This is a genomic window from Rhizobium sp. RAF36, from assembly GCF_052114105.1.
GTDB lineage: Bacteria > Pseudomonadota > Alphaproteobacteria > Rhizobiales > Rhizobiaceae > Rhizobium.
Genome location: NZ_JBFREC010000012.1, coordinates 136371 through 149804 on the forward strand (window position 1 = coordinate 136371; position 13434 = coordinate 149804).

The 13434-nt window shown below is 61.4% G+C and carries 15 protein-coding genes; 4 read left to right on the plus strand and 11 right to left on the minus strand.

Annotated features, from left to right (window positions below; translation table 11 throughout):
- Window positions 1-101 precede the first annotated feature (101 nt).
- A complete protein-coding gene (katG, locus tag AB4Z25_RS27855; RefSeq protein WP_112538864.1) occupies window positions 102-2294 on the minus strand; it encodes a catalase/peroxidase HPI in 2193 nt (730 codons plus the stop codon).
- 160 nt (window positions 2295-2454) lie between these two features.
- Here katG and AB4Z25_RS27860 point away from each other — a divergent pair, with 160 nt between their 5' ends.
- Window positions 2455-3375, plus strand: coding sequence for a hydrogen peroxide-inducible genes activator (locus AB4Z25_RS27860; RefSeq protein WP_112538863.1), 921 nt, complete (start codon window positions 2455-2457; stop codon window positions 3373-3375).
- 182 nt (window positions 3376-3557) lie between these two features.
- Here the strand turns inward: AB4Z25_RS27860 and AB4Z25_RS27865 are convergent, their stop codons facing one another.
- The 7 genes from AB4Z25_RS27865 to AB4Z25_RS27895 form a co-directional block, all read right to left on the minus strand.
- Entirely contained in the window at window positions 3558-4217 is a 660-nt protein-coding gene (locus tag AB4Z25_RS27865) for a peroxiredoxin (protein ID WP_112538862.1), read from the minus strand.
- 77 nt (window positions 4218-4294) lie between these two features.
- Window positions 4295-4891, minus strand: a complete 597-nt coding sequence (locus AB4Z25_RS27870; RefSeq protein ID WP_112538861.1) for an RBBP9/YdeN family alpha/beta hydrolase — start codon at window positions 4889-4891, stop codon at window positions 4295-4297.
- 12 nt (window positions 4892-4903) lie between these two features.
- Entirely contained in the window at window positions 4904-5044 is a 141-nt protein-coding gene (locus AB4Z25_RS27875; RefSeq protein ID WP_442210291.1) for a hypothetical protein, read from the minus strand.
- A 10-nt stretch (window positions 5045-5054) separates the two neighbouring features.
- The gene (locus tag AB4Z25_RS27880; RefSeq protein WP_162698754.1) at window positions 5055-5210 is read right to left on the minus strand and encodes a hypothetical protein; all 156 of its coding nucleotides are present in this window, start codon (window positions 5208-5210) and stop codon (window positions 5055-5057) included.
- Window positions 5211-5234: 24 nt separating this feature from the next.
- Window positions 5235-5408 carry a hypothetical protein gene (locus tag AB4Z25_RS27885; RefSeq protein WP_162698748.1) on the minus strand — a complete coding sequence of 58 codons (174 nt, stop codon included), beginning with the start codon at window positions 5406-5408 and terminating at the stop codon, window positions 5235-5237.
- A gap of 4 nt (window positions 5409-5412) precedes the next feature.
- Complete coding sequence (gene msuE / locus AB4Z25_RS27890) at window positions 5413-5970, minus strand: FMN reductase (protein WP_112390338.1); 558 nt, start codon at window positions 5968-5970, stop codon at window positions 5413-5415.
- Between the two features lie 174 nt (window positions 5971-6144).
- Window positions 6145-7551 carry an FAD-dependent oxidoreductase gene (locus AB4Z25_RS27895; RefSeq protein WP_112538860.1) on the minus strand — a complete coding sequence of 469 codons (1407 nt, stop codon included), beginning with the start codon at window positions 7549-7551 and terminating at the stop codon, window positions 6145-6147.
- 240 nt (window positions 7552-7791) lie between these two features.
- Here AB4Z25_RS27895 and AB4Z25_RS27900 point away from each other — a divergent pair, with 240 nt between their 5' ends.
- The 3 genes from AB4Z25_RS27900 (at window position 7792) to AB4Z25_RS27910 (ending at window position 10433) form a co-directional block, all read left to right on the plus strand.
- On the plus strand, window positions 7792-8625 hold the full coding sequence (locus tag AB4Z25_RS27900; protein ID WP_112390336.1) for a MetQ/NlpA family lipoprotein: 834 nt from the start codon (window positions 7792-7794) through the stop codon (window positions 8623-8625).
- Window positions 8626-8716: 91 nt separating this feature from the next.
- Window positions 8717-9799, plus strand: a complete 1083-nt coding sequence (locus AB4Z25_RS27905) for a methionine ABC transporter ATP-binding protein (RefSeq protein WP_442210297.1) — start codon at window positions 8717-8719, stop codon at window positions 9797-9799.
- Entirely contained in the window at window positions 9780-10433 is a 654-nt protein-coding gene (locus tag AB4Z25_RS27910; RefSeq protein WP_112390334.1) for a methionine ABC transporter permease, read from the plus strand. Before AB4Z25_RS27905 ends, AB4Z25_RS27910 begins: the two co-directional genes overlap by 20 nt.
- A 51-nt stretch (window positions 10434-10484) precedes the next feature.
- On the opposite strand, the gene AB4Z25_RS27915 is transcribed toward AB4Z25_RS27910, so the two are convergent.
- From AB4Z25_RS27915 to AB4Z25_RS27925, 3 genes are all read right to left on the minus strand, one after another.
- Window positions 10485-10607, minus strand: a complete 123-nt coding sequence (locus AB4Z25_RS27915) for a hypothetical protein (protein WP_442210301.1) — start codon at window positions 10605-10607, stop codon at window positions 10485-10487.
- Between the two features lie 73 nt (window positions 10608-10680).
- Window positions 10681-11949: a glycosyltransferase family 4 protein gene (locus AB4Z25_RS27920; protein WP_112538858.1), complete on the minus strand. Its 1269-nt coding sequence runs from the start codon at window positions 11947-11949 to the stop codon at window positions 10681-10683.
- Window positions 11949-13298, minus strand: a complete 1350-nt coding sequence (locus AB4Z25_RS27925; protein ID WP_442210304.1) for an O-antigen ligase family protein — start codon at window positions 13296-13298, stop codon at window positions 11949-11951. The genes AB4Z25_RS27920 and AB4Z25_RS27925 overlap by 1 nt, the downstream gene beginning before the upstream one ends.
- Window positions 13299-13434 lie beyond the last annotated feature (136 nt).

A 13434-nucleotide genomic window follows, 5' to 3' on the forward strand; every position in this document is an offset into this window, starting at 1 on the left:
AAATGGGTGCAAGGCATAATCCCGCGAGGTTTCGGCGCCTTGGGGAATAAGAGCGCCAGATGTCTGGACGCGGTCTACCGCGTCCAGACGGATCCTATCGATCAGACGAGATCGAAACGGTCGGCGTTCATCACCTTGTTCCAGGCGGCAACGAAGTCCTTGACGAACTTCGCCTTGGCGTCTGCCTGGCCATAGACTTCGGCGATCGCGCGCAGCTGCGAATGCGAGCCGAAGATCAGGTCGACGCGCGTGCCGGTCCACTTGACTGCGCCGGTCTTGCGGTCGCGGCCTTCATAAACGCCGTCCTTGCCGGGAGCCGGAGCCCACTGCGTGCCCATATCGAGCAGGTTGACGAAGAAGTCGTTGGAGAGCGTTTCCGGACGCGACGTGAAAACGCCATGCTCGGGAGCGCCAACCTTCAGCACGCGCAGACCACCGATGAGAACGGTCATTTCAGGCGCCGTCAGTGTCAGCAGCTGGGCACGGTCGACGAGCGCTTCTTCGGCCTTGAGGAACTGCTTGCGCTTGCCGTTGACATAGTTCCGGAACGCGTCGGCCCGCGGCTCCAGCGCTGCGAAGGAAGCAGCGTCGGTCTGTGCATCGGACGCATCGGTGCGGCCCGGCGTGAACGGCACGTTGACGGACTGGCCGCCGGCCTTTGCCGCCTTTTCCACACCGGCAGCACCGGCCAGCACGATAAGGTCAGCCAGCGAGAGCTTCTTGCCGCTGTTCTGGGCGGCGTTGAACTCCTTCTGGATGCCTTCGAGAACGCCGAGAACTTTGGCAAGCTGGACCGGCTGGTTGGCGTCCCAATCCTTCTGCGGCGCAAGACGGACGCGCGCCCCATTGGCACCACCACGCTTGTCGGAACCGCGGAAGCTCGAGGCGGACGCCCAAGCGGTGGAAACCAGCTCCTGCACGGAAAGACCAGTCGAGAGAACCTTCTCCTTCAGAGCGGCGATGTCCGCATCGTCGATCAACTTGTGATCGACGGCCGGAACGACATCCTGCCAGATCAGATCTTCAGCCGGAACATCAGGTCCGAGATAGCGGGCTTTCGGGCCCATGTCGCGGTGCGTCAGCTTGAACCAGGCGCGAGCGAACGCGTCGGCAAACTCGGCCGGATTTTCCAGGAAGCGGCGCGAGATCTTTTCGTAGATCGGGTCGAAACGCAGCGCCAGGTCACTGGTCAGCATCGTGGGGCGATGCTTCTTCGACGCGTCGAAAGCATCAGGAACCGAAGCTTCGGCGGTCTTCGCCACCCACTGCTTGGCGCCTGCCGGGCTGGTGGTCAGCTCCCATTCGAAGCCGAAGAGGTTTTCGAAGAAAAAGTTGCTCCACTGCGTCGGCGTCTGCGTCCAGGTGACTTCGAGACCGCTGCCGATCGTGTCGCCTGCCCGGCCGGTGCCGAACTTGCTGTTCCAGCCGAGACCCTGATCTTCGATCGCGCCGCCTTCCGGCTCGACGCCGACGAGCGACGGATCACCCGCGCCGTGAGTCTTGCCGAAGGTGTGGCCGCCGGCGATCAGCGCCACGGTTTCTTCGTCATTCATCGCCATGCGGGCGAAAGTGTCGCGAATGTCGCGCGCCGAAGCGAGCGGATCCGGATTGCCGTTCGGGCCTTCCGGGTTGACGTAGATGAGGCCCATCTGTACGGCGCCGAGCGGCTCTGCCAGCTCGCGTTCGCCGCTGTAGCGCTCGTCGCCGAGCCATGTGCCTTCAGGACCCCAATAGAGTTCTTCCGGCTCCCAGACGTCGGCACGGCCACCGGCAAAGCCGAAGGTCTTGAAACCCATCGACTCAAGTGCAACGTTGCCGGTCAGGATCAGAAGGTCGGCCCAGGAAATGCTGTCGCCGTATTTCTGCTTGATCGGCCACAGGAGACGGCGGGCCTTGTCGAGGTTGACGTTGTCAGGCCAGCTGTTGAGCGGCGCAAAGCGCTGCTGCCCCTGACCGGCGCCGCCACGGCCGTCGGTGATGCGGTAGGTACCGGCGCTATGCCAGGCCATGCGGATGAACAGGCCGCCATAGTGACCGAAGTCGGCCGGCCACCATTCTTGCGAATCGGTCATCAGCGCATGAAGGTCCTGCTTCAGCGCTTCGAGATCGAGCTTCTTGAACTCTTCGGCATAGTTGAAGCCCTCACCCATCGGGTCGGAGCGGACGGAATGGCCGTGCAGCATCTGCACGTTGAGCTGGTTCGGCCACCATTCGCGATTGCCTCTGGCGCGCGGCGTATTACCGCCGTGCGGGACGGGACATTTGCCTGCGCTGTCGGGTTTCTGGTCGTCCATGACGTTCTCCTTGAATTATTCGATGATCTGCCGTCGACAGGGAGGGGCCGTGCCTTCTGGCCGGCTGAGCGCCTCGGCGCCTCCTCCCTTACCCTCTTCTTATCGGAAGCATGTGATAAATTTAAGTTGGATTTACTGATTGCCGCGATAAGATAAAGTTATGAAGAACCTGACATTGAAACAGCTGCGCTATTTCGAGGCGCTCGCCCGCCACGGCCGTTTCCGCCTTGCCGCGGATGCCTGCGCCATCTCGCAGCCGGCGCTCTCGATGCAGATCAAGGAGCTCGAAGAGGAACTGGGAAACGATCTCTTCGAACGCAGCGCCCGCGAGGTGAAGCTCACCGCCTTCGGCCAGATGTTCGCCTCCCGCGCTCATGACATTTTACGTGCCGTCGATGAGCTCGGCGATCTCGCCCGCGCATCGCGCGATCCGTTTCTGGCGCGTTTGAGGATTGGCATTATCCCGACTGTTGCGCCCTATCTGCTTCCGGCAATCATAAACGATCTGAACGCCACATTCGACGGGATTCAGATCGAGGTGCGCGAAACACAGACCGCCAAGCTCGTGCAGGAACTGTCCCGAGGCGATCTCGATCTGGCGATCGTCGCCCTCCCGGTCTCTGAACCGTCGCTGGCCGAACTGAAACTGTTCGACGAGGAATTCCTGCTCGTCCGCCGTCTGGAAGATGAAGGCCGCCCGGTGCCCGACCGCGACATGCTGCGCGAAATGCGGCTGCTGCTGCTCGAGGAAGGCCATTGCTTCCGCGAGCAGGCACTGTCCTTCTGCCGCATCGGCCAGGCCCGGCCGCGGGAAATCATGGAAGGCAGCTCGCTCTCCACGCTGGTCCAGATGGTCGGCGCCGGCATCGGCGTCACGCTGATCCCGGAAATGGCCGTCCCAATCGAAACCCGCTCGGCGCAGGTCTCGATCGCCCGCTTCCAGTCGCCCCAGCCATCACGCACCATCGGCATGATCTGGCGCAATTCGACACCGCTGGTCAGGCAACTGATGGAGATCGGCGAGGTGATCAGGAAATCTGCGGGGAGCGTGCAGAGGCAGCATCTTCACGCCGAGGTGTGAAGGTGGCGCCTCCTTGGGACACGTTATACCCGGAGCCCCCTCACCCTGCCCTCTCCCCAAGGGGAGAGGGGGATGTCAGCGCGAGCGGCATCCTTTGTTTTCCCTCCTCCCCTGAGGAGAAGGTGCCCGAAGGGCGGATGAGGGGGCCGCTAGCACTGCGCGCGCCTCATCTGCGACACCCATCAAGCCGCCGGCTGCTTCGTCTTGCGCAGATACGGCAGCACCGTATCGAATGAACCAAACCGCGTGATCGCGTCCTCGTTGGAGACGGCGGCCGTGATGATCACGTCGTCGCCCTGCTGCCAGTTGGCGGGCGTCGCGACCTGATGCTTGGCCGTCAGCTGGATGGAATCGATGGCGCGCAGGATCTCCGCGAAGTTGCGGCCTGTCGTCATCGGATAGGTGAGAACAAGCTTGATCTTCTTGTCCGGGCCGATCACGAAGACCGAGCGGACGGTCGCGTTATCCGCCGGCGTGCGGCCTTCCGAGCTCTCGCCGGCGCCGGCCGGCAGCATGTCGTAGAGCTTGGCGACCTTCAGATCCTTGTCGCCGATCAGCGGATACTCGACCTCGAAGCCGGTCGCCGTCTTGATGTCGCCCTTCCACTTGGCGTGGCTTTCGACCGGATCGACCGAAATGCCGATGATCTTGACGCCGCGCTGGCGGAATTCGCCCTCGAGCCCGGCCATGGCGCCGAGTTCCGTGGTGCAGACAGGCGTGAAGTTCTTCGGATGCGAGAACAGCACCGCCCAGCCATTTCCGATCCAGTCATGAAACTGGATAGGACCCTGGCTGGTGTCAGCACTGAAATCCGGGGCGACGTCATTGATGCGCAGGCTCATGGAATAGGACCTTTATGAAGATGGTGACAGCCAGGGGCTGGGAATGCCTCATACCTGACCGGGTGAAATATCCGCCGCTACGCTAGAGGAACTTCCCGCTCCAGTGAATGCCTTTTCGGCGGGATTTTGCTCAGATGCCGCGTCTTTGTTTTCAGCGTTTCGAACAGCCGGTAGCCGCCCGGCCAGCGACCGTATCCGCTGGCGACATTGATGTGCCCGGCGAGCCCGGCATTGCGCAGATCGCTGCCCCAGAGCCTGGAGAACAGCGTCAGCCGCTCAAGCGACATGTAATGATCGTTGAGGCTGCCGACCAGCATGCTTGGAAACGGCAGCCATTCCGTCGGCATGGTGCCGAAGCCGATCTGGCCGGGATGCAGCTTGTCGGTAACCTTGAGATCGCAAGGGGCGACCAGCAGCGCGCCCTTGACGCGCCGGGCCGCCTGCCGTCCGGCCAGACGGGCTGCCAGCAGGCAACCGAGGCTGTGGGCGACGATGAAGGCCTCGCCCGCCCGCTCCAGCTCCGTTTCCAGAGCTTCCAGCCATGGGGTGACGCGCGGATGATCCCAGTCTTCCTGCTGAACCAGACGGCTCTCGGGGTGATCCTTGAGCCAGGCTCGCTGCCAATGCGCCTCTTCCGATCCGAAAAGTCCGGGAACGATAAGTACCGGCGTCATGTCGTCTCCGATCTAGAGAATGCCGAACGTGATGGCAAAAAGCAGAGCAAAGGAGAGTGCCGCGGCAGCCGGTGCGGCTAGATCGGCGCTGCTACGCAGGATCCGGCCGGGCGGTGAAAGCGGCGCCGGGCGGCGGTCGTCGAAAACGGCCATGCCAGCCTCCTCAATACCAGGGCCCGGAAGCCGGGGTCCAATAGTAGAATTCATAGTCGCGGGCGCTGGGCTCCCGATCGCCTTCGGAAAGCAGCGACGCATCGAGCGGCTGCGGATGGCTGAGCGCCTGCCGCAGGATCGACAGGATTTCGAATACAAGCCTCATAACCGGGTTCTCCTCATGAGATCATCAGATCGACTGGTTGCGTCTTGCATTGGCAAGCAGGTCTTCGGCACGGGCCACCGGGCCGAAAAGCATCAGCAGGCGGTTCTGTTCACGGACCGGAAGCCGGTAGCGGCGGGAAAAATCGAAGACGTTCCAGAGCTCGTCCGCCATCCGCAAACCCAAGCCAGCTCCGCCCATGACGTTACTCCGCGGCTTGAAGGTTGCGGCGCGAGGCCGGGAAGAAGGCCGCCAGTTCATCGACAACGGCGCCGATCCGGCCGGACAACGGTTCCGACGAGACCTTATAGTCGGTGAAATCACGATCCGAAGCGTAGACGGCCGTCGGCAGCGTGTGCGCCATAAAGAAACCGAACAGCGGGCGCAGCTGATGCTCGACCATCAGCGCATGCCGGTCACCGCCACCGGTCGCAGTGATGATCACAGGCTTGGAGCGCAGCTCGTGCGGCTCGATCAGATCGATCAGATGCTTGAAATGGCCGGGATAGGAGCCCTTGTAGGTCGGCGAGCCGACCACCAGCACGTCGGCATTGACGATATCGTCAATGACGGCGGCAGCCTGCGCATCAAGCTCCTTACGCCACAGCGACGAACCAAGCGACGGACCGACGTCGTGCAGGTCGTAGACCTTCGTCGAGAAACCATAGCTTTCAGCCGCCAAACCGGCGATGTGGTCGACGAGCGCGTAGGTCTTGGACGGGCGGCTGAAGCTGCCGGCGATTCCCACGAGGCGAAGGGGCATGTCTCTCTCCTTTAATCTTGCGCTAAATATTCTCTATAAATTTAGTGCACTAAAGGAATGGAATTCCATTCTGGAGAGCGGCAGGGAAATTCGATCCCTCAGGTTGAGCTTTGTCCGGGATGGCAATGAGCCGCAGGCGAACAAGCTCCAAGACGGTGTGAAAAGGCGCCTCTGTCAGTCAGCCTGCAGCAGCTTGCGCTGCAACTCGGCTGCGACGAAGACGGAATGCTCGGTCACCTGCGGCAGGCCCATCAGTTCGCCGAAGGTACCACGCGCCAGCGGCCCGCCGATCAGCAGCGACGGTTCGGCGTCGCCTGCCCGGCCGATCGCCTCGCAACGATCGTTGCAGGCGATGCCCAGCCCCGTCGGATCGAGCTCCAGCCAGCCTGCCTCGGCCAGCTCGCTAAGCCAGAGCTGGCTCTGCAGGATGCCGCCATGCGCCGGCCCCGTGGTCACCACCACGGCGTCGAAGGTCTTCGCCAGCGTGCTGCCGTTGCGAAGCCTAAGAGTGACACCGATCTCCTCGCCATCACGTTCTGCATCGCGCACCGACGCGGCCAGCACCGAAAGCCGCCCCTCGCGGATTGCCTGATCGAGAGCCTCCTCCACCTGCGGAGCGATCCGGAAGCGATGCACATCCCAGAACGGACGCAGATGCCGGACGATGCGCTGCCGCTCGGCAAGCGCAAGCCCCTGCCAGATCTGCCGTCCATGGCCGCGCACCTCGTCGATGACGGCATGCCAGCTGATGCCCGCCCTGCCCGCCTCGTCAATCGCCCGGCGAATGCTCTTCAGCAGCTGCGAGGCGGTCTTCGCGGGTTGCGCCGTGGAATCACCGAACGGCTCCTGCGCCACCGCGGCATGGCCGCGCGACCGCAGACCGCGCCGGGAAGCGGAAACGATCTCGCCGTGGTGACCGGCAAGAGACAGCGACGCGACGATATCGGCCGCTGTCAAACCATTGCCGACGATCAGCACACGGTCATCGGGGCGGATCGCATCGAGCGCGCCTGCAGCCGTCGGATCGGCAACATATCGCGGATGACCGGCGAGTGCGGCCTGCAGCCCGCGGGGTGCGGACGGTGCGGGATGCGTCGTGGCGATCACCAGATAGTCGGCGCGGGTCTCCGCACCGGCACTGTCGGAAATAACCCACTTATCCGATGTCTTCTCAACACCGGTCACCGATGCGCGCCTGTGGATGATCCTGCCCTCGTCAACGAGCGGCTGCACACGGGCGGCAACATAGGCGCCGAAAAGGCTGCGCTTCGGAAAGAGGCTGCCATCGGAGCGAACAGCCCGCGGATCGTCGGCAACGCCATCGGTGGCGGCGATCCAGTCGAGAAAATCTTCCGGCCTGTCGGGAAACAGGCTCATGCGGGCGGCCGGCACATTGATGCGGTGCGCCGCATCCGTCGTGTCGTAGGCGAGCCCGCGGCCAAGCTCCTCGCGCGGTTCGAAGACGGTGATATCGGCCTGCCCGGGCGCGAGCGCTTGTGCAAGATGATAGGCGGCACCGGCGCCGGATACGCCCCCGCCAATAATTGCCACGACCTTGTAAAGACCGCCACCGCTGTTCATCACGTTATCGTACCTGGATCATTCACTGCTGCAATCCGCAATAAGGCGGATCATCATTCCGCACAACCAATATACTCTATAAAAAATGTGGAATTTTATTCGGCAAGCCCTGCCGCTTTCGCAAGAGTTTTTCCGGCCTGCATTCGAGAAGAGACACCCGTGCTTCGAAGGCGCGCCCGCGATCTGACATGCTTTTCGCTGTTTAGAGATCAATTCTCATCATCAAGACGGGACAATAATATGAACAAGACTTTCTCCACGCTCGCCCTGACGCGCCGCGCAAGCCTTGCAGCGCTCGCCGTTTCGGCCGTCGCGCTGGCAACCTTTGCCGCACCGCTTCCCTCGGTCGCAGCCGACAAATCCATCAAGGTCGGCATCATGAGCGGCGAGGACGAAGACGTCTGGCGCGTCGTGACCGCCGAAGCCGCCAAGAAGGGTCTCAAGATCGAGACCATCGCCTTCAACGACTACACCCAGCCGAACGAAGCGCTGGAACGCGGCGAAGTCGATGCCAACGCTTTCCAGCACCAGCCCTACCTCGACAACCAGATCAAGACGCACGGCTACCATATCGTTCGGGTCGGCTATACCGGCGTCTGGCCGATCGGCCTCTACACCAAGAAGTACAAGACGGTCGCCGAGATCCCCGAGGGCGCCATTATCGGCGTGCCGAACGACCCCTCGAACGAAGGCCGTGCGCTGCGCGTGCTGCAGAACGAGGGCCTGATCAAGCTCAAGGACGGCACCGGCATTCTCGCCACCCTCGCCGATGTCACCGAGAACCCTAAGAAGCTCGAGATCAAGGAACTCGACGCCGGCATCGTCGGCCGCTCGATCGACGATCTCGACGGCGCCGTCGTCAATACCGACTGGGCGCTGAAGAGCGGTCTGTCTCCGAAGGAGCGCATCGCCCAAGAGCCGATCGCCGACAACCCCTACCGCAACTTCATCGCCGTCAAGGAAGACAACAAGGACGCCGATTGGGTGAAGACGCTGGTTTCGGCCTATCAGAACGACACCGTCAAGGCCGAGTTCGACAAGGTCTACAAGGGAACGGGCCTGAGCGCCTACTAAGTCAAAATTCGCGCTGGGGGAAAGGCGCGAATCCAAGGCGGTCCGGACGTCAGTCGTCCGGGCCGCCTTGGGCATTTCTGAAGGAAAGACAATGAATTCATACGTGTCCGCCCCGGCAATCGGGGCGAAGCAGGATGCCGCGGCCGATGTCGTCCGGCTGGTTGACGTCAAGCGCCGCTTCGGCGAGACGCCCGCCCTCGACGGCATTTCGCTGACGGTCAGGAAAGGCGAAATCTTCGGCATCATCGGCCGCAGCGGCGCCGGCAAGTCGACGCTGATCCGCTGCCTGAATGGTTTGGAGCGGGCCGATAGCGGCGAAATCCATATCGAGGGCCGTGATATCACCGGCCTTCCGGAAAGCGCGCTTCAGCCGCTGCGCCGCCGGATCGGCATGATCTTACAGCATTTCAATCTGCTGTCGTCGAAGACGGTCGAAGAAAACATCGCCCTGCCGCTGAAAATCGAAGGCGTGGCGAAGGCCGAACGCCTGAAGCGGGCGCGCGAACTGCTCGATCTCGTCGGTCTCGCAGACAAGGCGAAGGCCTATCCCTCATCGCTGTCGGGCGGCCAGAAGCAGCGCGTCGGCATCGCCCGTGCGCTCGCAGCCGGCCCGGCTCTCCTTCTCTCCGACGAAGCGACATCCGCACTCGATCCGGAAACCACCCGCTCGATCCTGGCGCTGCTGAAGGACATCAACCGCAAGCTCGGCCTGACGGTGGTGCTGATCACCCACGAAATGGAAGTGATCCGCGGTATTGCCGATCGAGTCGCCGTCATCGACGCTGGCCGGATCGTCGAGGAAGGCCAGGTCTGGTCGGTCTTCGGCAATCCGCAGAGCACGATCACGAAGAGTCTGCTCGGCAGCATCCGCCCGCAGCTTCCGGAACATATCACCGCAAGGCTGTCGTCCGAAACCGGGACCGAGGCGATCCTCAGCGTCGATCTCGCCGGACCGGAGGCGCAGGGCGCGCTGTTTGCCGATCTTTCGGCAGCACTCCCGCATTCCTTCCGCCTCGTCCATGGCGGCATCGATCACATCCAGAACCAGCCGGTGGCGCGCTTCTTCATCGCCGTCCCGGCCCGCGATCCCGGCCTCAAGGACAAGGTCGAACAATTTCTGACGGCCCGCTCGGCGCGGGTGGAGGTACTCGGCTATGACACCGATCATGCTTGACCTGCTCTTGCGGTCGCTCTGGGAAACCATCCTGATGACCGCCGCATCCGGCATCATCTCGCTGGTCGCCGGCCTGCCGCTCGGCCTGGCGCTGGTGCTGACAGCCCGCGGCGGCATTGCCGAAAACCGGTGGATCAACAGCGTCCTCGGCGCCGTCATCAACGGTTTCCGCTCGGTGCCCTTCATCATCCTTCTGGTGGCGCTGATCCCGTTGACACGGCTGATCGTCGGCACCGCACTCGGCACCTGGGCAGCGATCGTGCCGCTGGCCATCGCCGCGACACCCTATTACGCCCGCATCGCCGAAGTTTCGCTGCGCGAAGTCGACCGCGGCCTGATCGACGCCGTCCGCGCCATGGGCGGCAATCGCTGGACGATCATCCGCGAGGTGTTGGTGCCCGAAGCCCTGCCCGGCATCGTCGCAGGCTTCACGGTAACGCTGGTGACCCTGATCGGCGCCTCGGCAATGGCCGGTGCGATCGGTGCCGGCGGCCTCGGCGATCTGGCGATCCGCTACGGCTACCAGCGCTTCGAGACATCGGTAATGATCGCCGTCGTCATCGTGCTCATCGTGCTGGTCTGCGGCATCCAGTGGCTCGGCGACCGGCTGGTGGAGCGGCTGGATCACCGCTGAGACTTAGCCAGATGTCAGAGGGCGCGCCGCGCAGCCGGCGCACCCTCTCGCTCACTCGATCCGCCCCAAGCAGGAGTTCAGCTCGCTAAGCTTTGAGAGCAGCAAACCCATCTCGTCGGTGCGATCTTGCGACAGGCGGCCGATGCCGCCGCTGCGCTCCCAGAGTTCCAGCATCTGCTGGCCGAGATCGCAAGCCTCGCAACCGCGAGGCAGAGCAGCTCTACTCTGGCGTCAAAACTTGAACAGCCTAACGCTTTATCGCGCGAAGAGCGGCCAAGACTTCCCCTGCGACAGTCTTCCAGGTGCGCAGCCGGGGCTTGGCCTCCGCTATCTGCTGCCGCAAGCTTTCGCGGTACGATGTATCCTGCATCAACTTATCGACCAGCGCTGCAAGCGCATCCGGATCATCCGGATCGAAATAGAGACCCAGGTCACCGCAAACTTCGCGCAGGACCGGGGCGGTCGAGCAGATCGCCGGCGTTCCGCACCACAGTGCTTCACCGGCAGGCAGCCCCCAGCCTTCTATCCGGCTAGGAACCACTACTGCGAGGGCATTGGTATACAGACGGACGAGATCAGTCTGATTGGGGTTCTTGGCAAAAATGATATGGTCACGAATTGGACGCAACGCGGCCTGCTCAGCATAGCGCTTAAGTCTCTTCCGGGGAGCGCCGGCAAGAACAAGATTGGGAACTCCACGGCCGGCTTCCTTCATCCGCAGCAGCGCGTTAAACACCACCTCGATATTCTTGCGGCCAAGATTAACCCCCACGGAAAGCAGGTAAGGTGCCGCAGGCAGGCTGATTTCCGGAGCCTCGACACCATCCGGACAATGATGAACCAGCGGGACGACCGCCACCGGCCCCGGCTTCGGCAATACCTTTGCCGCCGCGAAGTGCCCCAACTCGTCCCGTGTGAATTCGGAATTGGTGAGGATCAGTTCCGACCGTTCGATAACGAAGCGGTTGTCCCGCAGGAAGTTGCGGTCGAAACGACGGAACCGCTTGGTCGCGCCATTATGCAATGGCATAAAATCATGAAGCAGCGGCACAACGGCCGCCTTGGATCCCGCATTCTTCAGTGCCTTGATCATGTCGACGATCAACTTCGGCCGCGCCGCTGAAACGAATAGCCCATCCGGGATGTCGATCTTCGAAAGGCTATGCGCATTCTTCTCCCAAAGCCGTTTGTTGCGCCTCGATGCCATCGAGATATTGAGCAGATGCGCAATGCCCGACAGCAGAAACGCTCCACCGTAATATGTCCGAAACCAGCGCTGCCCGACATTCTCCGGCAAATCAAATACCACCGTGCCATCGTCGGCTCTGCGCCATTTCACTTCGTAGAAGGATCGCGTGCCGAAAGAAAAAACAACGAAGCGGATATTCTCATCAAGCGCAGCGGCCTCTTTGCCAACTTCGACAACCGTCCGGGCAATGCCATAATTTTGGATGCGCCGAGCCGAAGCAGACAGCAAAGCTTCTGTAACATCGAAGAAAACGGTATCTTGCGGCATCAGGTGCACTCGTTCTGCGGGCGTTTTGCTCGGACCATATCGCTTGTCAGAGCGAACAAGAAGCCGAGCAACAAACTGAAATAATGCAGGTAGAAATCGAGACTTAGAAAAGAATCGAAGACCATCGCTATGCCCCAAAGCCCGGTGACAGACAACGTCAAAACTGCTCGGCTAGCGGGTGGAAGGCCGTAAGAGACCAGATATGGCGTAAATAGAAACAGCAAGCCGACACATAAGAAGACAATCCCGCCAGTCACCAGCCACGACAGATACTGGTTATGATTGTGCTCGAAGCCAAACCTATCTTGAATAATCGGCCGAAGTGACAGCGCCCCATTACCAAAAAAAGGCGCCTTCCAAATGGCCTTAACGGATGCAGTCCACATATCCAGACGCAGCGTTATCGAAGGATCACCGGGTCGCTGGGCTGCATTGCGCTCAGCTTCAGCACGCAAGGCAACCGCGTCGCCCTCATTGGCTCCGACTTGAGCTACGATCCCAGGCTTGGCATCGTTCGCCGACGCTTGCGTATCAATCGCATAAGCGTTTCTAAAGATATCGAAAACGGCCGGAAGTCTGCCGAAATTATTACATCCCGTTGCAGCTTGGACTGGCAAGCAAAGCAACGCGCCGATAACAACCGATGCAAAAAGCTCAACTGCCGTTGGCAGTGCAGCTCGAAACTTGCTCGACAGCCGCAGCAAGATAAATGCTGCTAGTATTCCAAACTGTGCGACAGCGACCCCGCGCGAGCCCGTGTATCCAAGCACGACAACGACGCTGAGAGAGATCAGCGCAAGGCGTAGAAAACGTGCACGTCTCGACAAGCCCTCCCAGCCAAGGAGTAACAGGAAGGTCAGCGTCGTGAAGATAATGGCAGGGATGAACGGCCAAGCAGCTTCCGCACGCACGCGGCAATCATCGCGGATGCCGAGAAACATGTAGCCACTGAGCACGGCGAAAGCAGCGGCAAGCGCCCACGGTGCGATCGCCTGAAACCGAACATATAGACTCTTAATCTGCTGGCCGCGCAGAAAGCCGATCACCAGCATAGCAACGGCCACGACATAGAGTTCTAAATCGGGGTTTCGCGGCGGCTTCTCACCGGGCTCAAGGCCAGGGTAGAAAACCAGAAGCAAAAGGCACAGAGCAAAATAACCCGCTGTCGGCAACGCAAACCGCAGGATCGCACCTCGCGATTTTGCATAGTCCGATTTGTTCCAGAAGAGCATAATCGGCACGACACCGACAACGAGCAAATATGGGACTATCTTGCCGGCAAGGAAAAGCGCGAACACCAATCCGACGATGAACCCATCGTCCAGAGCCGCCCGTACCTTGGAAAACATCGCCGCCTCACATGCCAATATTCAAGAGCTGGAGACGCATCGCCCAGCATCAGTTGTCATGCAAATAAGCCGCATCGCCGCGGCGTGGCAAGCATTGTTTTACAAAACAGGACGGCAACTCGAAGTACATGTTGAC

Coding starts and splice junctions, on each gene's coding strand:
- katG (WP_112538864.1), bottom strand. CDS start 2,294: ATGGACGACCAGAAACCCGACAGCGCAGGCAAATGTCCCGTCCCGCAC.
- AB4Z25_RS27860 (WP_112538863.1), top strand. CDS start 2,455: ATGAAGAACCTGACATTGAAACAGCTGCGCTATTTCGAGGCGCTCGCC.
- AB4Z25_RS27865 (WP_112538862.1), bottom strand. CDS start 4,217: ATGAGCCTGCGCATCAATGACGTCGCCCCGGATTTCAGTGCTGACACC.
- AB4Z25_RS27870 (WP_112538861.1), bottom strand. CDS start 4,891: ATGACGCCGGTACTTATCGTTCCCGGACTTTTCGGATCGGAAGAGGCG.
- AB4Z25_RS27875 (WP_442210291.1), bottom strand. CDS start 5,044: ATGGCCGTTTTCGACGACCGCCGCCCGGCGCCGCTTTCACCGCCCGGC.
- AB4Z25_RS27880 (WP_162698754.1), bottom strand. CDS start 5,210: ATGAGGCTTGTATTCGAAATCCTGTCGATCCTGCGGCAGGCGCTCAGC.
- AB4Z25_RS27885 (WP_162698748.1), bottom strand. CDS start 5,408: ATGGGCGGAGCTGGCTTGGGTTTGCGGATGGCGGACGAGCTCTGGAAC.
- msuE (WP_112390338.1), bottom strand. CDS start 5,970: ATGCCCCTTCGCCTCGTGGGAATCGCCGGCAGCTTCAGCCGCCCGTCC.
- AB4Z25_RS27895 (WP_112538860.1), bottom strand. CDS start 7,551: ATGAACAGCGGTGGCGGTCTTTACAAGGTCGTGGCAATTATTGGCGGG.
- AB4Z25_RS27900 (WP_112390336.1), top strand. CDS start 7,792: ATGAACAAGACTTTCTCCACGCTCGCCCTGACGCGCCGCGCAAGCCTT.
- AB4Z25_RS27905 (WP_442210297.1), top strand. CDS start 8,717: ATGAATTCATACGTGTCCGCCCCGGCAATCGGGGCGAAGCAGGATGCC.
- AB4Z25_RS27910 (WP_112390334.1), top strand. CDS start 9,780: ATGACACCGATCATGCTTGACCTGCTCTTGCGGTCGCTCTGGGAAACC.
- AB4Z25_RS27915 (WP_442210301.1), bottom strand. CDS start 10,607: ATGCTGGAACTCTGGGAGCGCAGCGGCGGCATCGGCCGCCTGTCGCAA.
- AB4Z25_RS27920 (WP_112538858.1), bottom strand. CDS start 11,949: ATGCCGCAAGATACCGTTTTCTTCGATGTTACAGAAGCTTTGCTGTCT.
- AB4Z25_RS27925 (WP_442210304.1), bottom strand. CDS start 13,298: ATGTTTTCCAAGGTACGGGCGGCTCTGGACGATGGGTTCATCGTCGGA.